This is a genomic window from Croceibacterium selenioxidans, assembly GCF_018599195.1.
Classification (GTDB): Bacteria; Pseudomonadota; Alphaproteobacteria; order Sphingomonadales; family Sphingomonadaceae; genus Croceibacterium_A; species Croceibacterium_A selenioxidans.
Genome location: NZ_JAHFVK010000001.1, coordinates 115,391 through 137,723, shown reverse-complemented (window position 1 = coordinate 137,723; position 22,333 = coordinate 115,391). Strand labels below are relative to the sequence as shown.

Here is a 22,333-nt window from a genome sequence, read left to right as displayed (position 1 = left end):
AAGCTAACGCTCGGGCAAAGTGATTACGGTACTTGGAGGGTGGCTATCGGCTCTGCGACAACTCGGCCGTCGCCTTGAGATAGGCGGCGATTGCGTCGATGTCCGCGTCGGCCAGTTCCGCTTTGCGGAAACTCGGCATGGCGCCGATCCCGTTGCGGACAAACAGCCGCAGCGCGTCGCCGTCGAGGTCGTCACGCAGCTCGAGCGCGCCGGGGATCTCGCCGCCGTAGCGCCGCGAGAGAGCCGCCGTGCCCGGAAGCATCGGCGAACCATCGTCGCCCGGACCTGCTCCATGACAAGGAGCGCATTGGCGCTCGAAGATGGTCCGGCCGGGCAGGTCGGCCTTGACCACCACCGCTGGCGTAACCGGAGCCTGCCGGTTCTGGGCGGCAGCGACGCCGGCCATTCCAGCAAGAACCAGCACCACTGCCGCTGTGGTTGTTGTGCGCCGGCTCATTTGCGGAACCTCTTCGGCCAGACGCCCCCGCGGCCGGGGGCTATGATGCCATCGGGATCGACGGCATCCTTCAGCTGCTCGTGAAAGCGCCGGAGCGCGTGGTGGTTGAAGCTGTAGGTATCGGCCACATGATCCTGGTAGATCGGCGCCGCGCGGTAATCGCCCCAACCGTGCTCGGCGGCCACCGCCACGACCTTCTTCATCGCCTGATGAACGATGGCGTTATGCGCCGGGTCGTCGTGCTTCACCGAGGGGGCAAAGACCATCTGGAACGCGTAAGTGTGCCAGTAAAGCGGCGCGGTGGTTGCGTTGAAGAACGGCCGCAAGGGGAACTCCTTCAAGGCATCGCCCAGCACGCGCTGCATCTCGAACACCGCCTCCCCGCTGCGGGGGAGGATCGGGAAGAAGCCCACATGACCATTGTCGCCGACGATGCGCCAGATGCCGAGGCTCGGGACCCCAAGTGCCCCGTAGCGGCGAATGCCGGTCTGGTAGGGCTGGGTCTTGTTGAGCAGCTGCTCCTCGGTCGCGGGCAAGGGGAAATGATCGCCGTCGATCGCCTTCGCTCCCGGGATGTCGGAAAGGATGCGCGCTTTGGCGTAATCCCAGTTCGCACTGGTTGTGGCCTCCGGTCCGAAGAACTGCAGGTCCACCTGCCAGCTCGGCAGGCCCGCGCGCTCTGCTGCCGCGTCCATATCGGCGTCGGAGGGGCCGCCCAGCTTGGTCGCGAGGGCGAGAAACTGTGGATCGCCCATCAACCGCTGCAACGGACTGCCATAGACCGCCTCGCCGCACATCGAGCTGTCTGACAAGTAGTTCACGTGCTCGACCAGCTTCACGAAGTCGCGCCGCCGGGGCACAGTGATCAGGCCCGTGCGGTAGTATTCGGGCAGAGGCATCAGGCGGAAGCCCATCTTGGTGACGATGCCGAAGTTGCCCTGCGCGAACAGGCCCGCCGGGTCAGGCCCGAACCCGTAGCGATATTCCTGCCAGGTCCTGGAACCCGGCAGCGCGCCCATGCCGGTACGCATGAGTTCGCCATTGGGCAGCACCACTTCCATGCCGCAACTGGCGCCGAAGTGATCGCGGAACTGCGGCATGGTATAGCCGATACCGCGCTCCAGGGAGTTGCCGATCGGGCTGCCCCAACCCGGATCGGGGCAATCGACCATGACCTTGAGCCCGCGTTCCTGGATGTGGCGATAGAGATCGAAGTAGGACACGCCCGGTTCGACCAGGGCGAAGTGGCGCTTGTCGTCGACCTCCAGCACCTGGTTCAATCGCTTCAGGTCAAGCACCACGCTGCCGTTCACGTTGGGCGAGGGGCCGCCGTAGCCGTAGTTCTTGCCCGTGGAGATGGGGAACAACGGCACCTTGTACTTGCCTGCGATACGCACGATCGCCTGGACCTGCGGCACGTCGGCGGGAGCAATGGCGGCTGAGGCGTGACGTTCCTCCGCCGTGTCCCACACGGGCGAGAAGCTGTCGCGATAGGGACCAAGATCCTCGTCGCTCGACCAGAGCCAGTCGGCACCCACCGCGCCTCGGAGCTCTTCGAGCATTTGCGAGAACGTGGCCGCATTCATGTCGGGGGGTAGGACCGCCATCGCCTCAGGCCTTCACCACGCTGGGGTGAACGGGCGCGATGACCCAGCTCGCCGCCGCCACGCCGAAACGGTCGGCCGGACGCAGTTCGGTGCGGCTGACCGCCCGGCGACCGCAATCGAAAGCGAGCCGTTCGAGCACGAACAAGGCATCGGTGCCGGTAATGCCGCCGAGCACGAAGCCGGGCTTGCGCCAGAGCGTATCGAGCGTGTTGTACCAAAGCGCGGTAACGTCGCCGTCGATGGTGTAGGTCCGGCGAGCCGCCAGGGCGGAAAGCCCGGCGTCGGCAAGACGGCTGTCGACCACCAGGGCATCGAGGCCTTCGGGTACCGCCGCGAGCGCGCCATAGGGTCCGCTCGCCAGAACTGGGGCGACGATGCCCCACGTCAACATCTCTCTCCGATCGACCATCGGGCCGCCCCCACTGTCGCCCATTCTCGGCGTCACTCAACCTCCCTCAGGTTTTATACGATCGTACAACTTATACGACCGCATAAACGCCTTGCGGCTCAGGTCAAGAGTGACATCATTGTTGCGGAGGTAGCGACAGCGCAGCCCGGGCAAACGGCAGGAGATAGCTCATATCGTCCAGCCTGATGGCGCCCTTGCCCAGAGGGGTGGTGTTGCTTCGGGGCGGTGGTCCGAGAGCGGCGCCGGAGATGAAACGCACTCGCGCGCGAATCTCGTCGTTGGACAGGTGCGGGAGGGATGGAGCGAGAGCCGCGCGAAGCCGCAAGCTGAACTCCTCCATCGAACGCAGCACGCGCTCTTTCAGCGCCGCTTCGCCGTGCGCGGCTAACCCGTCGAGCACGGCCAGCGCCCGCCCGTTCGGCGTGAACGCGGCTGGCCTGAGCAGCGGCTCCAGCCATTGCACCAACACTTCATCGGTTGTTAGCCCGCGGTCCGTTCGGATGCCGCTCCATGCGTCGAGCATCGGTTCGAGGTTGATCCCGCAAAGCTCGTCCAGGAGGTTGTACAAGCTCTTGAAATGATAAGTCACCAAGGCGGGGTTCTGGCCAGCGCCTTCTCCCACCCGCCTCACCGAAAGAGCATTTACGCCTTGCTCGACAAGGATCCTCTCCGCTGCCGCCAGCAGGCGCGTCCTGGTGCTATCTGTCGACACCTTTGCTTCCCTATGGTCCCGCGCGGTGATCCGCAACGGGCGCCTCAGGCCAATGACTTGGAACGCGAGGCCATCACGTCGAAATGGTGGCCCCTGCCGACTTGCTTGAAAGCCTCGAAGCCGGCGTCCCGCAGCATCGCCGCGATCAGGTCCTTGTCAGACCAGCGGCGGTCTACCTCGTAGAAGATGCACTCGATCCTTGGCGCATGGGAGCAGGTCAGCAGCTGCTCGATCACGGTCGCCTCATGCCCTTCGACGTCGACCTTGATCACCAGCGGCAGCGCTCCATCGAGCAGGCGATCGAGCTCGACGGCCGAAACCACTTCGATCGTCTCGGTCTCGGAATTCGATCCTGCGGAGGGACGCAAGGTTGCCATGCCGCTATGGCCACGCGGGACCGAGATCTCGATCCGCTCCGCCTTGTCCGACACGCCGAGATTAAGCGCTGTGACCTTCTCGGCCCCCAGGTTGATGGCGATATTTGCCCGCAGGGCTGCGAAAGTCGCAGCTACAGGTTCGAATGCGATGACCTGCTGGCAATGGGGGTTCTTCGCCGCGATGAGGCTGTAGAGGCCCTGGTTCGCGCCGACATCTGCAAACGCGAAGTCATCTTGCCGGTTGGCCAGGTAGTCCGAAAGAAAACGCCCGTAAGTTCCAGCCCGACAGTAAACGAAAGTCCTGTCATCCCACCGCTGCCAAAGCCGCACGCCATAGGCGGTCGGGCCGTGCGCAGGTTTCTGACCCGTAACCCGGTTCCAGGCCGACCGCACGCGCGCGGTCGATAGCCACACCGTCTTGTGCGCGGTCTTGACGATTCCGTAGCGCCAGAAGCTCATGCGCGATCGCCTGCCGCTCGGCGGTCCAGCCAAGCGACGATCGCCTCTGCCGCCCTGTCGGCGGACGGCCGGTCGTTCAAATCGAAGCTGTAGGCGAAAAGGCGCTGCTGCATGTCGGCATACTCGTTGGGGTAGACGAGCGCTTGGTGAAGGGCGCTGGCCATGGTGTCGATGGAACTCACTACCGGACCGGCCTGCCAGTGCGCAAAATCCGCGGAGCCCTGCCACCTGAGTTCCCCTGGATTGAGGAAGACGCAGGGGCGCGGGCGACGAATGAACTCATAGACCTGGCTGCTCGCGTCGCCGAGGTAGATGTCCGCCGCGTTTGTATAGCTCATGTCGAGCGATGCCGGGCTGCCGCGATCGATGCGGATATGCGGTAGGCCCAGATAACGTTCCGGCACGTGCGGCACGCGCGCGATGGAAGGCGGCGACAACGCGATAGTCCAGCGCTTGGCAAACAGCATCACGTGCGGCGCAAAGATCAGGTTGAACCTGTCCTGCCGGGCAAACCAGTCGAGGACCTCCCTCCCCATCCGATACCACGAGGAAAGAGCCGGCGACGGGTGCGGATTGTAGAGCACGGTCGGGCGATCGTTGTCGAACAGGCGCTTTGCCGGCGCGCTATCTCCGCAAAGGTCGAATTTGGGATAGCCGACGATCGCGTATCCATCGGGCTTCAGCAGGCCCGCCTGCTCAAGCCGATCCTTGATCTTCTGACCGGACAGAAGAACCAGATCGAACCGGCCGCTTGCCGCATCGAAACCGACCGCGCGATCTCCGGCGCCATGACGAGTGTGAATCAAAGCCACCTGCTCCAGCCCGAAGCGAGACTTGAGCAACGTGGAAGTCTTCTCCGGCGCTATGAGGGCATCGAGGCCGCGAAAGCGATCGATATTGCGGCGCAGGATGGAAACCCTGTCGGCAGGTATCGCGCCGCCGGACAGGGAGGCCAGTAGGCTGGTTGCCTTGGATGGAGGGCTCAGACGTTCGATGCGGTGGTCATCGAAGGCATGACCACAGGCAGCCCATGCGCGCCGGACTTCAGCCTCGGCCGCCCCCGTCGCAACGAAGAGCTGCAGCTCGATGCCCGGATAAAGCCGCGCAAGAGCCGATGCTATCGGAAGGGCATGGGCCACCTGATGCCCTGCGGCATGATTGAAGAGAAAGCCCACACGCATCAGTCACGCGGTCCGCCAATCGATAACAGGCCAGCCCTTCAACTGTGCGAGCGCGAGCATCTTGGGCGAAGGATTGACCGCAAAGGCCTCGTCGGCCCATTCGCAGACGTCCCTGTCCGATGCATGATCGGTGAAGAACCTGACATGCGCCTTCGCCCGATCGATCTTTCTTGCCTCCAACGCATCGATGATCATCGTGAGCTTATGCGCGCCGTAGCAATTGGTGCCCGCGATCCGATGCGTCAGAATGTCTCCGCGACGGAGGGCCCCGGTGGCCACGACATCGGCGATCGCCAGGTGCTTAGCCAGCGGCGCGATATAGAGCGAGGGAGCTGCCGTCGCGAGCACGACCGTACGCCCGGCCTTCCGTTCGGCCTCGATCCGCTCGATGGCTTGGGGATAGAGGCCGTCGCGATATAGCTCGGTGGCGAACTCCTCTGCCAGGATCTCCGCCTCTTCGCCCGCCAGGGATCGACCCAGTGCGACCCAATGCATGCATTCCTTCATGCGGGTGCGGGTGATCAGCCCCCCGGCATAGGCCAGCGCTGCCGGGATCAGGATCGGCGTGAGAATGACCCTCCAGGGCGCATGCCGCCGCATCGCGTGCAACAGGAACAGGCTGTACGTCGGCTTCCGCGTAATCGTGCGGTCGACGTCGAAAATCGAAAGCTCGATCATTGGAGCTGGCGGGCTAGCATGCTTTCTACCAACGAGTGATCCGCCAGCTTGTCAACGTCTACCCCGGCTCGCGCGAATGGAATTCGAACCGGACGCGCCTCGACGCCCAGCTTCCGGCCCGCGGCCCCGAAGGCCTCGATCAGCGTCAGCCGCCGCAGAAGGAAGCTCACCAGGAGAGTCGGCCCAAGCTTCCAAGCCATGCGCCAGGGCTTCTTGCGATTGGCCTCGAGCGATCGCCAGTATTGCAGGGCCGGGAACACCGATCGCGAATTCAACGCGAAGAGGTTGGCGCCCGTGACGTCAACGTCGCGGAAGCGCAGCCAGGTTCTCTTGGTCTCGAGCGCGTCCGCCACGAAGGCATGGCTGTCCACCATCCCGACCGCCACGTCGCAATCAGCCGAGTGGTCGAAGAACCAGTCGAGCGTCCCCTTGTCGAGCAGCACGTGATCCGAAGTCGTGATCAAGACCGGCCAATCGAGCCATTGCCGCTGCAGCGTCCCTTCGATGGAGCTGGCGATGCCCGAACCCGAAGTCTCCAGACGAACACGCGGGTCTGCCAGAAACGAACTGAGCGCCGGATTTTCGAACAATAGTTCGGGATCCTGGGCGAGGACGAAGACATCCCCGATCTGCGGATGCGCAAGCAACGTTTGCAACACGTGCGCCAGCATCGGCTTTCCGCCGAGCGGGACCAAGGATTTGGAGGCCACACCGAAAGCATGCGCAAGAGGATCGCCCCCCGGCCTGTCGCCAGCGAGAAGTATGGCATGCCACCGCGTCGTCTGTGCGCTGGCGCTCGCTGCCGTAACGGGACGCAATTCCATGCGTCGCTCATTTCAGAAGCCCCTTGGATCGGTATGGGCGCAACATTTATTTTCGCCCATCTTTGGCCGGGATGGGCGTCGCAAGTATGTAGGAATCCAAATCCAACGATAAGCTGGAGCTCACGCTCAATCTCTACGCCGCCCGGTCGACGCAGGACGGAGAAGCACGCATGAAGGGTCTGGGCCCCCTGGCCTTTGTCATATTGTCGATCGGGAGCGCCGCCGTCGCACAGCGGCCGGCAACGATTTCGGTTCTCGACGCGGTAAGGATCGCCGAACGTAGCGGAAACTGGCAGGTGACCGATGTCGAGATGGACCACTGGGGAAAAACGCCGGTCTACGAAATCGAGGTCGTTCACGCCGCGAAGTCGGAAGAGTACATCATCGATGCCAGGAACGGGAAGATACTGCGGCAAAACTCATCGTTAATGAGAGACTTCTGGGAAGAGGTTTTCGGCCGATCGAACGAGGCTTATCTGAAGCGGGCACGCAGCTTGTCGTCGATCATCGCCCCACTTGAGAGTCGCACCGGAGGCAAGGTGCTTTCGGCGTCGTTCGACGTAGAGGACGGTACAGCCTATTATGAAGTGGAGTTTCTCAGCCAGATCGGCCGCACCAAGCTTTACCTCGATCCGGTAACCGGCCAGCGCCTCAACTTCATTCCGGACGATTAGGGTCAGGATCCATAGGAGTTATCAAGACCGTGCAGGTTCTGCTGATCGAGGATGACACCCGAGTGGCCGAATTCGTCGCCGGGGGATTGCGGCAGGCCGGTCACCAGGTCGACGTTCGCCATGACGGCAGGGACGGATTGATCCAGGCCACTTCGGAAACCTACGACGTGATAGTCCTCGATCGCATGCTGCCCAATGTCGATGGTCTCAAGATCCTTCAGACGCTCCGCGCGACAGGTGACACGACGCCGGTTCTGATCCTGAGCGCGCTCGCCGATGTCGACGAGCGCGTCCGCGGCCTGAAGGCCGGTGGCGACGATTATCTGGGCAAGCCTTTCGCCCTGTCCGAATTGTTGGCGCGTGTCGAAGCCCTGGCCCGGCGCGCTCCACAGTCGGACGCTCCGGTCACCGGGTTTGAAATCGACAACCTGGTGATCGACCTGCTGGGGCATACGGCCCAGCGCGGCGGTAGACGCATCGACCTGACTTCAAGGGAGTTTCGGATTCTTGTTTGCCTGGCGGAAAACGCCGGGCGCGTCGTGACGCGCAGCATGCTGCTCGAACAGGTCTGGGATTACAGCTTCGATCCTCAAACGAACGTGATCGACCAGCACATCAGCAAGCTTCGCCAAAAAATCGACCGCGAGTTCGAAAGGCCGCTGATCCACACGGTCCGCGGCAGCGGCTACGTGCTTCGCGCGGGATGAATTACGTCCGCAGTTTCTCGCTGCGCCTTGCGCTGACTTACGTCGGACTTTTCCTGCTTTCGATCGGGCTGTTGGTCGGTTCGTTCTACTATTTCAGCGTTCACCGGCCGCACGAGGCGCTCAGAAAGCAGATCCGGCGCGAAGCGCTGCAGCTTGAGCAAATCTACGCGGTCGATGGCGAAGCCGCCCTGATAAAAGCGTTGGCCGCGCGCGCCGCGGCGCGAGGCGACAGGGCAGCGTTTCATGTCTTCATCGGTCCGGACGGCGATCTGAAGTCCGCCAACATTCCGACCTGGCCCTCGGAGCGGGGCGATCAGTGGCTCGACCTCGAGGCGGACATCTATACCGAAGGCGCCGAGTTCGATCAGCACGCCTTTGCCCTCGACATCGGGTTCGACAACGGGGCGAGGTTGATGGTTGGGCGCGATGCGGAAGACTTGGAGGAACTTCGCGAACTCCTCGCTAACGGAATGGTTTGGCTGGTGGGAAGCAGCCTGGTTCTCGGCTTGCTCGGCGGCGGCCTGATCAGCCGCGCGATTGGCATGCGACTGGAGCAAATCTCGCGTGCGGCGACCCAGGTCATGGAGGGCGACCTCGCAGGAAGGGTCCCGGTCGACGGCAGCAACGACGATTTCGATCGAGTCAGCCAGACCCTGAATCAAATGCTCGATCGCAACGAAGAACTCTTCGCGTCCGTTCGAAGGGTGTCGGACAATGTCGCGCATGAGTTGAGGACACCGCTAGCCCGCTTGCTCGCGGACGTGGAAACGCTGGAGGCGCGGTATCCGAGCGAAACCAATCCGGAGGTAAAAAGGATTGGGATCGAGACGCGGCGGCTGCGGACGATCTTCGACTGTCTGCTGCGCATCTCGCGCATCGAGGCCGGACGGCATTCGCTGGCCTTCACCCCCATCGCGCCAGTCGCTTTGCTTCAGGATCTCAAGGAGTTCTATGATCCGGCCGCCGAGGAACTGGAGGGTCGGATCAAGATAGAGAACGGGGCATGCGAGACGTTCGGTGGTGACCGGGACCTGCTCTTCCAGGCTTTGAGCAACCTGGTCGACAATGCGCTCAAGTACGGCGGGCCCGAACCCCAAATCGGAATCTCGGCCTGCGACAGGGATGGTTCAGTCTGCTTCACGGTCGCGAACAATGGACCGGAAGTTGGCGAAGACCTTTTGGAGCGCGCAAGCGAGCGGTTCTTCCGAGGCGAGAACGCGACCGATAAGCCGGGAGAAGGACTTGGCCTGGCGGTGGTCCAGGCAATCGCCGATGCTCACGAGGGCCACTTCGAGCTGCGTCACGCAAATGGACAGACCGAAGCGATCCTTTGCGTCCCATCGCGCCGGGTATCCTAGCCCCGGTCTCCTGCGTATCCCAGGTGCTTCTATTTGGGATGAGTCGAGAATAGACCTACGTGAGGGCACCAATTCGAGTTAACCCGCGACTGCCGATCCGCGGAATGCACGGAAAGGAACGTATGTCCCGATCAAGGCGCGAGGTCTTTCTTTCGACCCGGAATACATTGCTGTATTCCGATCCAGAGAGGCTCATCGGCATCGGACGTGCGGTGACCGTGGGGTTCGCCCTCCTGGCGATGTACCTGGACCCGACCCAACCCCGCAAATTCCAGTACGAAGTCAGCACCCTGCTAGCGGCCTACGCGGTTTTCGCGGCGGTCCTCCTCCTCAGACCGATAGATCGACCGACGCGCAGCCTCGCCCACCTATGGGTCCACCTGATCGACTCGCTCGTTCTCGGATTGCTGGCCTTCCTCTCTAACGAACTGACCAGCCCGTTCTTCTCGTTCTTCTCGTTCCCCCTGCTGGCGATGACGATGCGCTGGGGCCTCAAGGGTACGATCCTCGGGGCCGCTATCCTGGAAGTCATGCTGCTGGTCATCGGGATTCCCGATATCCTCGATGGGAACTCGGAGCTGAATTACCTGATCGTCCGCGGCGCCTATTTCTTGGTGTTCGCAACGATGCTGGGATACTTCGCGGCCTATCGCGAACAAAGCCGTGCCAGGCTGATCAGTCTGGCAAACTGGCCGACCGACAATCTCGCCTACGACCAATACGCGTGGCTGAGCCGAATGTGCAGGCATGCCACGACCGTTCTCGATGGTGAGGAACTGATCGTCGTGTGGCGGGAACAGGAGAGCCCGCGCGGTTGCGTCGCGCATTGGCAGGGCGGCCAGTTGTCGATTCATCGCAACGCCGATCCCAACTATTGGAGCAGCGTCGAAACCCATGCGTTTGCCCGTCTCCCGGCGCGCGGCGCGCGCCTCATCGACCGGGCAAACCTTGCGGAAATGAAGCTGGCGCTCGGTATCGCCGGCACTTCCTCGATTACAAAGGAGCCGACAGTCATTGCCGCGAGCTTCCACACGTTGCGGTTCACTGGCCTTTGCGCGATTTCCAATCCCGACAGCCGGCCCGAAGACGCTCTTTCGCTTGTGGAGATCATCGCCTCCCATTTCGCGGGAGAACTGGAACGGTTCGACCTCGTGTCCCAAGTGTCGGACATCGCGCGATCCGAAGAGCGGGAGAAGCTCGCAAGGGATCTCCATGACGGCGTCCTCCAGGACTTGACGGCGATCACCCTCAAGTTGCGCAATGCGCATGTCCCGCTGCCGGAACAGACGCCGGTCCTTCGGGAGATCGAACTGCTGATCGCTGAGCAACAGCGGCGGATCAGGCACTTTGTTGAAGACCAGCGTGACCGTCGCTCGAGTCACACATTCGATGCCGCTTCGGAATTGCGAGTCCTGGTCGGGCGGCTGGCGAACCAGTGGGCGATCGATGTCGAGATCGAAGAGATCGATCTCCCGACCAAGCTGCCCCGAGGAGTTCTGGAGAATGTCGAGCAACTCGTCTCCGAAGCCACCGCGAACGCGGTTCGGCACGGCGCGGCGCGGCAGGTACTCGTGCGCCTCTCCGGCGATTCCGAGAAGCTGGCGCTGGTGATAAGGGACGACGGCAAGGGCTTGGCTGAGGAGAAGCTGGACACGGGTTCGAGTTCGCTGCGCTCAAGGCTTGAGAAATTTGGCGGGAGCATGTCCATTGGCCGCGCCTTTCCGGGCCTGGAAATCACGATGAACATTCCGATGCGAGGCCGCGCATGAATCGAACTGTCCTCCTGTGCGACGATCATCCGCTACTGCTTCAGGGCCTGGTCGACCTGCTGCGGGGAGCCGGCGGATTCGACATTCTCGATTCCACTACCAGCGGCCATCGGGCGCTGAGTCAGATCCGCAAGCTCCGGCCCGACATCGCCGTCCTGGATGTGTCGATGCCTGACATCGGCGGCCTCGACATTCTGCGCGCAGTCCATACCGAACGGTTGGGAGTCCGCGTCGTTTTCCTCACCGCCACCATCCCGGGCAAGAAGGTCGCCGAGGCACTTTCCTATGGGATCTGGGGCTTGTTGACCAAGGATTACGCCACCGAGCACTTCCTCGAATGCCTCCAGACAGTCGCGGCTGGCGAACGGTGGCTTCCCAAGAACCTGCTCGAAAAGGTCGAATTGGAAGAGGACGACGACATCAGCGCGCGCCTCGCCACGCTCACCTTGCGCGAACTGGAAATTTCCCGCCTGGTGTGCCGGGGATTGTCCAACCGTTCCATCGCGGCAGAACTTGGCTCCGCCGAAGGCACGGTCAGCATCCACCTGGGCAATATCTATCGCAAGCTCGACATCTCGAGCCGGACCATGCTCGCCTCGCTCTTCGTGCAACACCACATGTTGACCGACGACTAGCGATGGAAGTGCCCGGGGATACCGCGTTCGCCTCCTCGGCAAACAAGGGCTGGCGTTGGCTCAAGGCCATAGTCGGAATTCTATTCGGCGCGATCGCACTGTTCGTGCTGTGGCAATCGGTCGATTATCGCGATGTGGCCGCCCATTTCGGCAAGGCGGCGGTGGCTCCTCTCATCGTCGGCCTCGTCGCCTACGCGCTCGATTTCCTGCTCCGCGCTTACCGGTTCAAGCTCTTGCTCGAAGGAACCCGGCACGAGATTCGCTTCCTTCCCACCGTGGCGCCCTTTGTCGCGAGCTTTGGAATCAACGATATCCTTCCGTTTCGATTGGGTGATGGTTTTCGTGTCTTCTGGTTTCACGATCGCCTGAACCTCCCGCTAGGAAGGGTCCTCGGCGCTATGCTGCTCGAGCGGCTGCTCGATCTGGTTACGATCGTCCTGTTGGCCTGCCTGGCGCTGATGGCCATCGACGCCGAGGTTTCGGACCTGGTGCTGGAGCGGCTCCGCTGGGTTATGATCGCGTGCTCCGTCGGGGGAGTGTTGATCCTGTTCTCACCCCTGGCGCTCAGCCGGCTCGGGGAGCGCTTGCGCCAATCTCGGCGGCGCACGATCGCGCTTATCGGCGCTGGCATCGCGTCGATGTCGGATGCCATCAAGGAAGCCGGCACACTCAGCCGCATGAGCCGGTTGATCGCTTTCTCGCTGCTTATCTGGCTGCTGGAGAGTGTGCTCGCCCTGGCGGTCTGGGTCAGCCTCGATGGAACGGTCAGCGAGTGGCTCAAGCCGTTCTTCGCCTTTACAATCGCAATGCTGGGTACCTTGGTCCCCGCCTTGCCAGGGCACTTCGGGTCTTTCGACTACTTCGGCGTGCTGTCATTCCAGGCCGTCGGAGTCGATCGGGACTTTGCGGCCGCGGTGATCTTGCTGCTGCATCTCTTGCTGTGGCTGCCGACCGCTCTGTTCGCGATCGGCTGGCTGATTCTGGCGCCAAAATCGGGAAGACGGGTCTTCAGGCCAGCGTCTTGAGGAGTCGAAGTACGCCCTGTCGCAGAGGGGCCCGATGAGCGGTGTCCGCCTCTCCGCGTCCCGCATGCTGGACGAACCAGTCGTAACTTTGTCGCAGCATCGAAGCGTTGGAATGGGCCGGCTTCCATCCGAGCGCCAGAAGCGGCTGAATGTCGAAGAAGCAATCGCAATGATAGGTCCGGTAATGCCAGGGGGTCAGCCCTGAAAGACCCATGGCGTGCAGAACCCGGAGCGACTGCACCGCCGGCCAGACAGGCAGCGGCCGCACGCGCGAGGCGCTACCGGCATGCGCGATGAGCCCCTCGAGGTCCTGGCGCAGCGTTCCGAAGCTGTCGGTGCCGACGTTGAAAGTGCCCTCCAATCGCCGTTTCAACGCAAGCGAATGGAACGCGATAAGGTCGTCGACGTGGATGAACTGCTGTCGCTGCGCCCCATTGCCGATGATCGGAATGGAGGCCCCGTCGCGGATCCATTCGAATAGGATGTGGAAGATGCCGAGGCGGCCTGGGCCGAGGGTCACTCTGGGACGGATAGTTGTTAGCGGGATCGAGGCTTCCTCGCTGATCCGCTTCATCGCGCTCTCCCCGGCAAGCTTGGAGCGGCCGTAGTCCTCGATCGGACGCGGCACGACGTAGCTAGTGATCGCCCCAGGGCCGGTCAGCCCATAGACGGCCGTGGTGCTGAGGTGGATGATGTGCCCAACTTGGCCGCGTGCCGCTGCCAACGCGACATTGCGCGCGCCTTCGCGATTGACCTCGTAATACCGTTGCCCCGCGGCCGACTGAGCAACCAGGGCCGCGTTGTGGTGGACCACGTCGACGTCCTTCATCGCACGCGACACGGCGGCTGCATCGGTAACCGAGCCGCGCTGGAACTCGATTTCCGGAAGCCGGGACGGATCGTCAACGATGTCCAGTACCCGGACCTGTTCGCCCTGCATCGCCAGCTTGCGGGCAATCGTGCCGCCGATGAACCCCGTTCCGCCGGTGATCAGGTGACGCATCGGCCCGCTCAGCCAAACCGGCGTTCGATTGCGTCGAGGACATTGCGGTGGGCCACGCCCATGACCGTCCCCTGCGGGTTCACCACCGTCGGCGTGCAGAGCAGCGAGGCGTCGGCAATGTAGAGACCGTCGGCCCCGTGAACCTTGCCGAATGAATTGGTAGCGGTGCGCCTCTCGTTCTCACCCATGGGGCAGGACGAGAACACATGCACCGACGTGACGCTTCCGTCGGAGGAATCGAGGCTTGAAGGCATGAATTCCACACCTCGCTTCGATGCGACATCGGCGTAGCCCGCGACACACGGAATCACACGAACCGCGTCGGCAGCACGCAGGCCTTCGCAAAGCTTCCGTAGGCCGGTTCCGAGAACGTGGAGATCGTCAGCGGTGAATCCAATCCTGACCAGCGGATCGGAAAAGCCAGGGAGATTCCGCACAGTTGCGGACCCACCGGTCGTCTGCACGTAATAGATACCCATGCGCCTCGACCGCTCCTGCACCAGATCCCAGGCGCCATGCCGGTCAGACAGAGCGACGCCCAGCATCGGCCGCTTGCTGATCGAACATCCCATGCCGAAGGATGGCTCGAACTCCTTGATCTGGTGAACCGGGTCGAGGTCTCCGGCGGCATTCACGTCGCGATCGAATTCGGCCACCACTTTGACCATCGGGTGAAAGCGCAAGCTGTTGCCGACATTGTGCGTGATCCCGGATCGCCTGAGGAGCGCGGGTGTCTGCACCGCGCCACAGGCAACGAAGACTCTTTCGGATCGTATCTCGATCGGCTGCGAGCGTCCGGCGGCGTCCTTGGTAGTGCCTGTCGCGATCCAGGCGCCGGATACACGGCGAAGGCGATCAATGCGCGTTCGAGCGTGAAGTCGCCCGCCATGCTGCAGAAAACGCCGGACGAAAGTCTCCGACATCGATTGCCTTCTGCCACCGTTTCCATCGGGATCGTAACTGAAGAGACGTGGCGCCTCGGTCGATTGCCAACCCAGGGCCTGCGCGCCGCGCTGCAGCCGCTGGGACATCTCGGATGGCGTGCCCGGCACATATTCGACCCGAGCGATTTCCTCGCAAGCCGTGAAGTGAGCCTTCATCGAATGGGTGCCGATGTTGTCGACGCCGAAGTCTTTCCGCCAACTCTCGAGCACATAGTCGGGCGTCCGACGGTAGAGGCCGCGATTGACTTCGCTTCCTCCCCCTACGCAGCGCCCTTCGACCCAGGCCAGTTTATGCCGTCCCAACGCGACGCTCACGCCCCCGTTTCGGTATTTGCGGAGCATCTCCTCTCGTGAAAAGTGGGGTGCGGCATCGAGCGAAAGGTGCTCTCCTTCTTCCACCATCAGGACATCGTGCCCGGCTTCGGCCAGGAGGGTCCCGCTGACGCATCCGCCCGGACCTGAGCCTATCACCAGGATCGACGTGGTCATGACGTCCGGCCGGCTCATGCCGCGACCTTGTCGGTTTCGATGCCGTCGTCGTCCTGGACCTGCGAATAGAGCCCGAACGCGGTGAACGTGGCGTAAAAGGCGATCATGGACCGGCGAAAGCCCAGGCGGCTTGTCCGCCAGGCACCGACTTGCGCCTGTCGCTGCGCCTGATCGAGGCGATGAAAACGACCGCCACGCAAGGGCAGGCTCCACCAGTCGAACATCACCGCGAGCCAGCAGAACCCCAGCCGGAGGTAATCTGGCATGACCTCGACTGTATCTCGTACATATCGGCACACCACCGTGCGATCCGCTGCGCTGGCGGTCGGGCACACCTCCATCGCCAGGGTATCGACCAGCGCGTCCATCGCCCTTCCGGCTGCCTTACGCATGGCCGGATTCCGTCAGGATCGGGGCGAACACGTGGTCGCGAAAATCCCGAAAGGTTGGCGAGCGGTCGTTCGACCTGAACGATCGGATCAAGGTTGGCACCGAAATGGAGCGCGCGGCCTCCCAATCACGGTCGAACCGGTCACCCACGACGATGGCCTGATGGGGAGAGGTGGCCGTGCGATCGAGGATGAGCTGCAACCCTGCCGGGTCCGGCTTGAAGCGATTGACGGCAGGATCCGACGAGCAAACCGCGATGTCGGCCGTCAGTTCGAGTTTCGAGAGCTTGGACTCTACGGGATAGTCGGACCACGCCGCGATGGTGCGCCCCTTCTTTCTCAGGGCAGCGAAAAGCTCGCACGCCCCCGGTGTCCTGCGGCGCCTGAGCCGCGACAGGGGCTCTTGCTCGATCCAGCGTTCGACGATGGTCCGGACATGGGCCTCGCTACAGCCACGGTCTCTTGCCGTGCGACGATATTGTTCTCCGGAGACGCCTGGCGACCTGGCATTGCCGAGGCTCTCCCTGACCTTGCGGAAAGTCGACAGGATGCGGATCGTATCGAGAGAGCGCTGTTGCACACTGTCAGCAACCAGCGCGCGCGCCATGTCCAAGCGCAAGGGCCACTGATCGTAGAGCGTGCCATCCACGTCGAAGATGACCAGCTTGATACCCGACCAGTCGACCCTCATGAGCTAACCTCCGGGGCTTCTCATTTCGACCGGCGTGAACGTGCGTTCCGTCAGTTGGCGCAATTCCGGGATGTCCACGAAGGATAGCAGCAGGAGAGCGAGAGCCGTCACCACCAGTGTGGTCATCAGTCGCCGCGAACGAAACATCCTCTCCGGTCGCTGCGCGATCGAATTCTTGATCATCGCCAGCCAGAAATAGCATCCGAACAAGCCCACGATGAAGGGAAATGCGAGGAGAAATTCCAGCCGGTACTTGATCAGGAACACGCCGACGAAGAACGACGAGACCATGGCGTAGATCAGGCAACTGACCGTCAGGCTTTCCGCCGTATAGCCGCTGAACGAACGGCGGTAGCGTTGCAGCGTCGCAATCCCCTCGCTCGCCACGATATCGCGATATTCCGACAGGCGCTTTGACCCCATCAGGAAAGCCCCGCCGAACCAATAGGCCAGCAGCAAGCTGAGGGGCGGGAAGCTGGTCTGATCGATCATCAGCCAGCCGAGAGTCAGCCGTATCGGGTTATTGACCGATTCCGAGATCACGTCGACGAACGGGCGATCCTTCGAGCGGATCGGACGGACGTTATAGATCAGTCCCGAGATCAGAAACGCGGCCGAGACCAGGAAGAAATAGCTGCCCAGCGTCTTGGCGAGCGTCATGCCGAGCAGCGCAAAGATCAGGTATTCGACCGTGACGAGACCGGGCGAGAGCGAGCAGGCGACAGCTGCCCGGCGCGACTTTGTTGGATGGTGGGCGTCGAACTCGCGGTCCAGCCACTCGTTGATGACGTAGTTCGCCGAAGCGATCGCGATGGCCGACAGGAAACCGACCGGAACCTTCCACAGTGCATCGGCCAGTGAGGGCTCACGCAGCGCATAAGCCAGGACAAGGCCGGGCAAAATGAAGATATGTTTGGTGATGTGATCGAAGCGCGCCAGCGACAAGTAGTCGCTCAGCCTCGATTGCCGCGACGCGACGGGGGCGATGACCTCAGTCACGCTGAGCCCTCTCGTTGCCGTCGGAGACCACGCGGTAGACCCTGCCGTCGGCGAAGGACCCCACGAGCATCGCCGGCAGTCGAGCCGCGAGAACTTGCTCGTCCGCCAGGTAGAACCGCCAGTCGATGCCGTCGAAAAACACGACGGCGATCTCGCCAGAGTTCGCCTCTTCGCGAACGCGCCCGAGTTGCTTTTCGAGCGGATTGCCGGGCTCGGGCAGGTTCGTGCGCAACTGCTTCTCATGCGGAATGAACTGGGCTGTCCGCCCCGTCATGTAAGCGATCACGTCGGGAGCGTTCGAATAAATCCGGGTCCCCGCCGGCAGCGCTTCGACCGTGGCCATCGTGGGCGAGTTGCGCCACTGGATCGACTGGAAGCCGTATCCCTCGCGAGCCACTTCGATGGTCCGTACGCTCGTCCGGACCAAGTGGCCACCGAGCACGACAACCGAAAGCGCGGCGAGGCAGTAGAGCGCCAAGCGCTCGACAAGGATGTCTCGCGACAGCTTCGAGGCCTCTATCGACACCAGCATGACGAGAAGAACGTAGGCCGGGAAAGCGTATCGGCCGGTCAGGCTGAGATTGGCCTCGATCGATACCGACAACCCCACAAAGGCCAGGTAGAAGACGAAGAAGGCCCCAAGCATGAGCGGCAGGGATATCGCCGCATCGTCGATCCCCACTTCGGGGTCGCGGCGCAATTGCCTGGCCGTAATCAACCAACGCCAGCCGGCGAAGCAGACCACGGCAAGTACCGCGAGAATGCGCAGCGAGAAGGGAGCCGGCTTGGGCAGGATCCACGCCGCCATTGCCCCAAAGCTGGCGCGCCACTCCGCCGGGCCCATCGTCCCGTAGAACCAGAGATCGCGACCGATCGATCGACCCACTTCCAACTGACTGATCACCACCCAGCTGAAGAACAGCAATCCGCTCAATCCGCCGAGAATGGCGATATCTCTGACTTTCGCGGCTAATTCCCTTCGAGGATCGAGCAGGAACACGCCGGCGATCGCCGCGCCGAGCGGCGGCATGGTGAACCGGGTCAGCGATCCGATCGCGATCAGGAGGGCGGCGGCAATGAGCCAGGAAAGCCGCCCGTTCTCGAAGTAGTTCAGGATCGCCCACAAGGTCAGGAGCACACACAGCAGGAAGGGCGGCTCCGACAACGCGCCAGTGTGCATCGTCACGAATTGAGGTGAGAACGCGATCAGGGCGGTGCCGACGAAGGCGAACACCCAGCCCTTCGTAGCCCGCGCGATGAGCGTAAAGATGAGGCTGACATTGGCGACGACGAAGATCGCCGCGAGGAAGATCGCCACGGCGTCGAAGCTGAACCCGAGCGCGTGTCCACCGACCAGCAGCCAGTGATACATCGGCGCATCGTATCCCACCGGGCTCAAACCCATGTAGCGGGTGCTGTCGATATAGATGCCGATGCCCTGCCAGGTGTTGGCCACGAACAGACCGATGGAGGGAATCAGGACGGCGAGCCACGCCAGTAACAGCGTTGCCTGGGTGGTCCCGCTGTCCCGGCTTCGACTTAAGGCCGGAGTGGAGAAGAGACTGGCCATCAGCCAAACACCCGCTTGATGTTCTTAGCTACGAAGCGGACCGTCGCATCGGCAATTCCGCGGCCGAGAATGTCATCCAGCGCATCGACCAGCCGGTCGACCTGGGCTTCGTCGACGATGTAGGGAGGCATGAGGTGCAGGACTTCGCGCGCGCCCGGCTGGAAATGTGCCAGGATCGAGTGCCGCTCGAACAACTCCCGGGTCAGCGCTCCGATCAGAACCGTCTGATACGTGACGAACAGCGGATTCGTGCGGATATCGACCAGCTTCGCGGCAAGCTCTTCTCCGAAATTCAAGCGCACCGCCTGGAAGCAGCCCTTGCCTCTGAGCTCGACGATGGTGTTGGGGTATTTGACCTTGAGGCGGGCAAGACCGGCTTTCAAATGTTCGCCGATGCGGCCCGCGCGTTCGATGAGCCGCTCGCCCTCCAGAATGTTGAGCGTCTCGATCGCGACGGCGCAGGATTCGCCCATCCCGCTAAAGCTCGAGCTGTGGAGATTGCAGTCGTTCTTGTTGCCATAAGCCTTGTCCCACAGCGCCTGTGAGGTGACCATCGCCGCCATCTCGCGTTTGCCACCGCCCAGGGTCTTGCCCATGGTGACGATGTCGGGGACCGCCTCGGAGTGCTGGAACGCGCAGAACTGCCCGGTCCGCCCCATCCCGACCTTGATCTCGTCGAAGATCGTCAGGATGTCGGCTTCTCGGCAGATGCGCACGAATTCCTCGAGGTAGCCCGGTGGCGGCGTCTCGCACGATGTTCCGCGGATCGTCTCGACGATGCCGGCGATAATCCGGTTGCCCTTGCCGCGGGTCTCCCTCTCAATGGCCTCGCGCACGGATTCGATGTTGCCGAATTCGGCGTAGATCATGTTTTCCTTGGGAACGCCCAGGAGGAAGCCCGTCTGGACATCGGTCGCCGTTGTCAGGGACAACGCTCCGTGAGTTTTGCCGTGGAAGGCGCCCTGCATGCACAGGAACTTGGTCTTGCCCTTCGGCGTCTGGACTCGCTCGGCAAGCTTCATCGCCGCCTCGTTGGCCTCGGCACCGGACACCGCCAAAAAGGAAACGTCGAGCGGCTCGGGCAGCATGCGCGAGATATTGTAGGCCAGCGCGCCCTGGAGCTTGTGCGGCGCGATCTTGATGCAATCGATCACCTTCTCGTCATGGCACCGCCGCTCCGCAGCGATGATCCGCGGATGGTTGTGGCCAAGCCCGAGAACTCCGAAGCCGCCTGAGAAATCCAGAATCTTGCGGCCGCTTCCGAGTGTAATCTCGGCGCCCTGAGCGCTGGCGATATCGATGTCTCGCAGGCCAAGAATATCGAACACCTGCAGCATGTATTTATTCAAGTGCTGCGAATAGAGCTCCATCGCCGCGGCATTGTCGAGGTTAAGGCACTGATCGAGCGTCAACAGTTTATTGCCAACAAGCCTGTCCCGCCGCATTTCTGGTGCTCTACCGATCGCTGTCACGGGAAATCCTCACTCAGAGATTCCCTTTTCTTTAGCTCATACGGAAACACCGCGGCATCTACAGACCTCCATAGTCCCGATGGGCAGGCGACCTCTCCAAAGCGGTAGTCTTTCGGGTACGCATTTGGGCGAAAGATCGCCTCCATCGCCGCAAAGCCGCGCCGTGGGCCCGCAATCTTGACCCCCGTCAAAGTCAGGGACCCTCGGTAAGGCTACCGGAACGCCCAAATCAAAAATCGAGCATGACATGGACACTATCGTAACGCGGACCGGGTTCTGGTTCGTGGTCATCCTTCTGGCCATCGTCGCCGTGGCGCTGGCGCAGGACGCGGGATACGCCGCGCACATGACCATCGTCGCGCTGGCGGCGGGGGTGTGCCTCATCGTGAGCATGACCAACGTCGACTACACCGCGGTCGCCAACGGCATCCTGCGCGCTCCGGCCGATCCTTCGCGCTATGACGACGATCCGATCCGCTGGGGCGTGATCGCCACCGTGTTTTGGGGCATCGTCGGCTTCCTGGTCGGCGTCTTCATCGCCCTTCAGTTGGCCTATCCGCAGCTTAACTTCGAACCCTACCTCAACTTCGGACGCGTTCGGCCGCTGCATACTTCGGCGGTGATCTTCGCCTTCGGCGGCAATGCGCTGATCGCGACCAGCTTCTACGTCGTTCAGCGCACCTGCCGCGCCCGGCTGGCCTTTCCGCAGCTCGCCCGGTTCGTATTCTGGGGCTACCAGCTATTCATCGTCCTCGCTGCGACTGGCTACCTGCTCGGCGTCACTCAGTCGAAGGAATATGCCGAGCCCGAATGGTACGTGGACTGGTGGCTGACGATCGTCTGGCTCGCCTACCTCGCGGTATTCGTCGGCACGATCGTCAAGCGTTCGGAACCGCACATCTACGTCGCCAACTGGTTCTACCTCGGGTTCATCATCACGGTGGCGATGCTTCACGTCGTCAACAACCTCGACATGCCGGTGAGCCTGTTCGGATCGAAGAGCTACCCGCTGTTCGCCGGAGTGCAGGGGGCGCTGGTGCAGTGGTGGTACGGCCACAACGCGGTCGGCTTCTTCCTCACCGCCGGGTTCCTGGCGATGATGTACTACTTCGTGCCCAAGCAGGCGGAACGGCCGATATACAGCTATCGCCTGTCGATCATCCATTTCTGGAGCTTGATCTTCCTCTACATCTGGGCGGGTCCGCATCACCTCCACTACACGGCGCTGCCCGACTGGGCGCAGACGCTGGGCATGGTGTTTTCGGTCATGCTGTGGATGCCGAGCTGGGGCGGCATGATCAACGGCCTGATGACGCTCAACGGCGCGTGGGACAAGATTCGCACCGACCCCATCATCCGCATGATGGTGATGTCGCTCGCCTTCTACGGCATGAGCACCTTCGAAGGCCCGCTGATGTCGATCAAGAGCGTCAACGCGCTGTCGCACTACACAGACTGGACCATTGGCCATGTGCATTCCGGAGCGCTTGGCTGGAACGGCCTGATTACCTTCGCCGCCGTCTACTATCTCGTGCCGCGGCTGTGGGGGCGGGAGCGGCTCTACAGCCTGCGCATGGTCAATTGGCACTTCTGGCTCGCGACCATGGGAATCGTTTTCTACGCCGGAAGCATGTGGGTGGCCGGGATCACCCAGGGCCTGATGTGGCGCGAATTCGGGGCCGACGGCTATCTGGTGAACAGCTTCGCCGACACCGTTGCCGCGATCCATCCGATGTACGCGCTGCGGGCGCTGGGTGGGGCGCTGTACCTCGCAGGCGGCCTGGTCATGGTCTGGAACGTCTGGGCCACGATCCTCGGCCATCTGCGGACCGAAGCTCCGATGAGCGACGCCGCCTTCGACCCCGCCAAGGATCGCCCGATCGTCGCAGTTCCGGCCGAATAGG

The 22,333-nt window shown here is 62.4% G+C and carries 22 protein-coding genes; 7 read left to right on the top strand and 15 right to left on the bottom strand.

What is annotated here, in order from left to right:
* Nucleotides 1–43 precede the first annotated feature (43 nt).
* The 8 genes from KK137_RS00740 to KK137_RS00705 all read right to left on the bottom strand — a co-directional run bounded on the left by KK137_RS00740 (nucleotide 44) and on the right by KK137_RS00705 (nucleotide 6,704).
* Nucleotides 44–457, bottom strand: coding sequence for a c-type cytochrome (locus KK137_RS00740; RefSeq protein WP_214533995.1), 414 nt, complete (start codon nucleotides 455–457; stop codon nucleotides 44–46).
* Nucleotides 454–2,064 (bottom strand): FAD-binding oxidoreductase, encoded by a 1,611-nt coding sequence (locus KK137_RS00735; protein ID WP_214533993.1) that lies wholly within the window; start codon nucleotides 2,062–2,064, stop codon nucleotides 454–456. The genes KK137_RS00740 and KK137_RS00735 overlap by 4 nt, the downstream gene beginning before the upstream one ends.
* A gap of 4 nt (nucleotides 2,065–2,068) precedes the next feature.
* On the bottom strand, nucleotides 2,069–2,509 hold the full coding sequence (locus KK137_RS00730) for a hypothetical protein (RefSeq protein WP_214533991.1): 441 nt from the start codon (nucleotides 2,507–2,509) through the stop codon (nucleotides 2,069–2,071).
* Between the two features lie 79 nt (nucleotides 2,510–2,588).
* Entirely contained in the window at nucleotides 2,589–3,185 is a 597-nt protein-coding gene (locus tag KK137_RS00725) for a TetR family transcriptional regulator (RefSeq protein WP_214533990.1), read from the bottom strand.
* 44 nt (nucleotides 3,186–3,229) lie between these two features.
* Nucleotides 3,230–4,021: an FkbM family methyltransferase gene (locus tag KK137_RS00720; protein WP_214533989.1), complete on the bottom strand. Its 792-nt coding sequence runs from the start codon at nucleotides 4,019–4,021 to the stop codon at nucleotides 3,230–3,232.
* Nucleotides 4,018–5,202: a hypothetical protein gene (locus tag KK137_RS00715; RefSeq protein ID WP_214533985.1), complete on the bottom strand. Its 1,185-nt coding sequence runs from the start codon at nucleotides 5,200–5,202 to the stop codon at nucleotides 4,018–4,020. The genes KK137_RS00720 and KK137_RS00715 overlap by 4 nt, the downstream gene beginning before the upstream one ends.
* A gap of 3 nt (nucleotides 5,203–5,205) precedes the next feature.
* On the bottom strand, nucleotides 5,206–5,880 hold the full coding sequence (locus tag KK137_RS00710; RefSeq protein WP_214533983.1) for an HAD family hydrolase: 675 nt from the start codon (nucleotides 5,878–5,880) through the stop codon (nucleotides 5,206–5,208).
* A complete protein-coding gene (locus KK137_RS00705; protein WP_214533981.1) occupies nucleotides 5,877–6,704 on the bottom strand; it encodes a nucleotidyltransferase family protein in 828 nt (275 codons plus the stop codon). Before KK137_RS00705 ends, KK137_RS00710 begins: the two co-directional genes overlap by 4 nt.
* 170 nt (nucleotides 6,705–6,874) lie before the next feature.
* Between KK137_RS00705 and KK137_RS00700 the strand changes: the two genes are divergently transcribed.
* The 6 genes from KK137_RS00700 (at nucleotide 6,875) to KK137_RS00675 (ending at nucleotide 12,872) form a co-directional block, all read left to right on the top strand.
* Nucleotides 6,875–7,378, top strand: coding sequence for a PepSY domain-containing protein (locus tag KK137_RS00700; RefSeq protein ID WP_214533979.1), 504 nt, complete (start codon nucleotides 6,875–6,877; stop codon nucleotides 7,376–7,378).
* A 29-nt stretch (nucleotides 7,379–7,407) separates the two neighbouring features.
* On the top strand, nucleotides 7,408–8,085 hold the full coding sequence (locus KK137_RS00695; protein WP_214533976.1) for a winged helix-turn-helix domain-containing protein: 678 nt from the start codon (nucleotides 7,408–7,410) through the stop codon (nucleotides 8,083–8,085).
* The gene (locus tag KK137_RS00690; RefSeq protein ID WP_214533974.1) at nucleotides 8,082–9,443 is read left to right on the top strand and encodes a HAMP domain-containing sensor histidine kinase; all 1,362 of its coding nucleotides are present in this window, start codon (nucleotides 8,082–8,084) and stop codon (nucleotides 9,441–9,443) included. Before KK137_RS00695 ends, KK137_RS00690 begins: the two co-directional genes overlap by 4 nt.
* Before the next feature lie 122 nt (nucleotides 9,444–9,565).
* Nucleotides 9,566–11,212, top strand: a complete 1,647-nt coding sequence (locus tag KK137_RS00685; RefSeq protein ID WP_214533972.1) for a sensor histidine kinase — start codon at nucleotides 9,566–9,568, stop codon at nucleotides 11,210–11,212.
* Entirely contained in the window at nucleotides 11,209–11,847 is a 639-nt protein-coding gene (locus KK137_RS00680; RefSeq protein ID WP_214533970.1) for a response regulator, read from the top strand. Before KK137_RS00685 ends, KK137_RS00680 begins: the two co-directional genes overlap by 4 nt.
* A 2-nt stretch (nucleotides 11,848–11,849) precedes the next feature.
* The gene (locus tag KK137_RS00675; RefSeq protein WP_214533969.1) at nucleotides 11,850–12,872 is read left to right on the top strand and encodes a lysylphosphatidylglycerol synthase transmembrane domain-containing protein; all 1,023 of its coding nucleotides are present in this window, start codon (nucleotides 11,850–11,852) and stop codon (nucleotides 12,870–12,872) included.
* Here KK137_RS00675 and KK137_RS00670 read toward each other — a convergent pair.
* Genes KK137_RS00670 through KK137_RS00640 form a run of 7 tightly spaced genes read right to left on the bottom strand, consistent with a single transcriptional unit; the run spans nucleotide 12,856 to nucleotide 20,369 of the window.
* Nucleotides 12,856–13,875, bottom strand: coding sequence for an NAD-dependent epimerase/dehydratase family protein (locus tag KK137_RS00670; RefSeq protein ID WP_214533967.1), 1,020 nt, complete (start codon nucleotides 13,873–13,875; stop codon nucleotides 12,856–12,858). The genes KK137_RS00675 and KK137_RS00670 overlap by 17 nt on opposite strands.
* Nucleotides 13,876–13,883: 8 nt before the next feature.
* Entirely contained in the window at nucleotides 13,884–15,326 is a 1,443-nt protein-coding gene (locus KK137_RS00665; protein ID WP_214533965.1) for a GMC family oxidoreductase, read from the bottom strand.
* Nucleotides 15,323–15,700: a hypothetical protein gene (locus KK137_RS00660; RefSeq protein ID WP_214533964.1), complete on the bottom strand. Its 378-nt coding sequence runs from the start codon at nucleotides 15,698–15,700 to the stop codon at nucleotides 15,323–15,325. Before KK137_RS00660 ends, KK137_RS00665 begins: the two co-directional genes overlap by 4 nt.
* Nucleotides 15,693–16,388, bottom strand: coding sequence for an HAD family hydrolase (locus KK137_RS00655; protein WP_214533962.1), 696 nt, complete (start codon nucleotides 16,386–16,388; stop codon nucleotides 15,693–15,695). Before KK137_RS00655 ends, KK137_RS00660 begins: the two co-directional genes overlap by 8 nt.
* 3 nt (nucleotides 16,389–16,391) lie before the next feature.
* Entirely contained in the window at nucleotides 16,392–17,387 is a 996-nt protein-coding gene (locus KK137_RS00650; RefSeq protein WP_214533960.1) for a UbiA family prenyltransferase, read from the bottom strand.
* Complete coding sequence (locus KK137_RS00645; RefSeq protein WP_214533953.1) at nucleotides 17,380–18,957, bottom strand: glycosyltransferase family 39 protein; 1,578 nt, start codon at nucleotides 18,955–18,957, stop codon at nucleotides 17,380–17,382. Before KK137_RS00645 ends, KK137_RS00650 begins: the two co-directional genes overlap by 8 nt.
* Nucleotides 18,957–20,369, bottom strand: a complete 1,413-nt coding sequence (locus KK137_RS00640) for an aspartate aminotransferase family protein (protein ID WP_214533951.1) — start codon at nucleotides 20,367–20,369, stop codon at nucleotides 18,957–18,959. Before KK137_RS00640 ends, KK137_RS00645 begins: the two co-directional genes overlap by 1 nt.
* 307 nt (nucleotides 20,370–20,676) lie before the next feature.
* Here KK137_RS00640 and ccoN point away from each other — a divergent pair, with 307 nt between their 5' ends.
* Nucleotides 20,677–22,332: a cytochrome-c oxidase, cbb3-type subunit I gene (ccoN, locus tag KK137_RS00635; RefSeq protein WP_214533949.1), complete on the top strand. Its 1,656-nt coding sequence runs from the start codon at nucleotides 20,677–20,679 to the stop codon at nucleotides 22,330–22,332.
* Nucleotide 22,333 lies beyond the last annotated feature (1 nt).

Excerpts from the sequence above, each read along its gene's own strand:
- KK137_RS00720 (WP_214533989.1), bottom strand. The coding sequence starts at position 4,021 with ATGAGCTTCTGGCGCTACGGAATCGTCAAGACCGCGCACAAGACGGTG.
- KK137_RS00690 (WP_214533974.1), top strand. The coding sequence starts at position 8,082 with ATGAATTACGTCCGCAGTTTCTCGCTGCGCCTTGCGCTGACTTACGTC.
- KK137_RS00660 (WP_214533964.1), bottom strand. The coding sequence starts at position 15,700 with ATGCGTAAGGCAGCCGGAAGGGCGATGGACGCGCTGGTCGATACCCTG.
- KK137_RS00655 (WP_214533962.1), bottom strand. The coding sequence starts at position 16,388 with ATGAGGGTCGACTGGTCGGGTATCAAGCTGGTCATCTTCGACGTGGAT.
- KK137_RS00715 (WP_214533985.1), bottom strand. The coding sequence starts at position 5,202 with ATGCGTGTGGGCTTTCTCTTCAATCATGCCGCAGGGCATCAGGTGGCC.
- KK137_RS00685 (WP_214533972.1), top strand. The coding sequence starts at position 9,566 with ATGTCCCGATCAAGGCGCGAGGTCTTTCTTTCGACCCGGAATACATTG.
- ccoN (WP_214533949.1), top strand. The coding sequence starts at position 20,677 with ATGGACACTATCGTAACGCGGACCGGGTTCTGGTTCGTGGTCATCCTT.
- KK137_RS00680 (WP_214533970.1), top strand. The coding sequence starts at position 11,209 with ATGAATCGAACTGTCCTCCTGTGCGACGATCATCCGCTACTGCTTCAG.
- KK137_RS00740 (WP_214533995.1), bottom strand. The coding sequence starts at position 457 with ATGAGCCGGCGCACAACAACCACAGCGGCAGTGGTGCTGGTTCTTGCT.
- KK137_RS00665 (WP_214533965.1), bottom strand. The coding sequence starts at position 15,326 with ATGAGCCGGCCGGACGTCATGACCACGTCGATCCTGGTGATAGGCTCA.
- KK137_RS00710 (WP_214533983.1), bottom strand. The coding sequence starts at position 5,880 with ATGATCGAGCTTTCGATTTTCGACGTCGACCGCACGATTACGCGGAAG.
- KK137_RS00700 (WP_214533979.1), top strand. The coding sequence starts at position 6,875 with ATGAAGGGTCTGGGCCCCCTGGCCTTTGTCATATTGTCGATCGGGAGC.
- KK137_RS00675 (WP_214533969.1), top strand. The coding sequence starts at position 11,850 with ATGGAAGTGCCCGGGGATACCGCGTTCGCCTCCTCGGCAAACAAGGGC.
- KK137_RS00705 (WP_214533981.1), bottom strand. The coding sequence starts at position 6,704 with ATGGAATTGCGTCCCGTTACGGCAGCGAGCGCCAGCGCACAGACGACG.
- KK137_RS00645 (WP_214533953.1), bottom strand. The coding sequence starts at position 18,957 with ATGGCCAGTCTCTTCTCCACTCCGGCCTTAAGTCGAAGCCGGGACAGC.
- KK137_RS00670 (WP_214533967.1), bottom strand. The coding sequence starts at position 13,875 with ATGCGTCACCTGATCACCGGCGGAACGGGGTTCATCGGCGGCACGATT.
- KK137_RS00735 (WP_214533993.1), bottom strand. The coding sequence starts at position 2,064 with ATGGCGGTCCTACCCCCCGACATGAATGCGGCCACGTTCTCGCAAATG.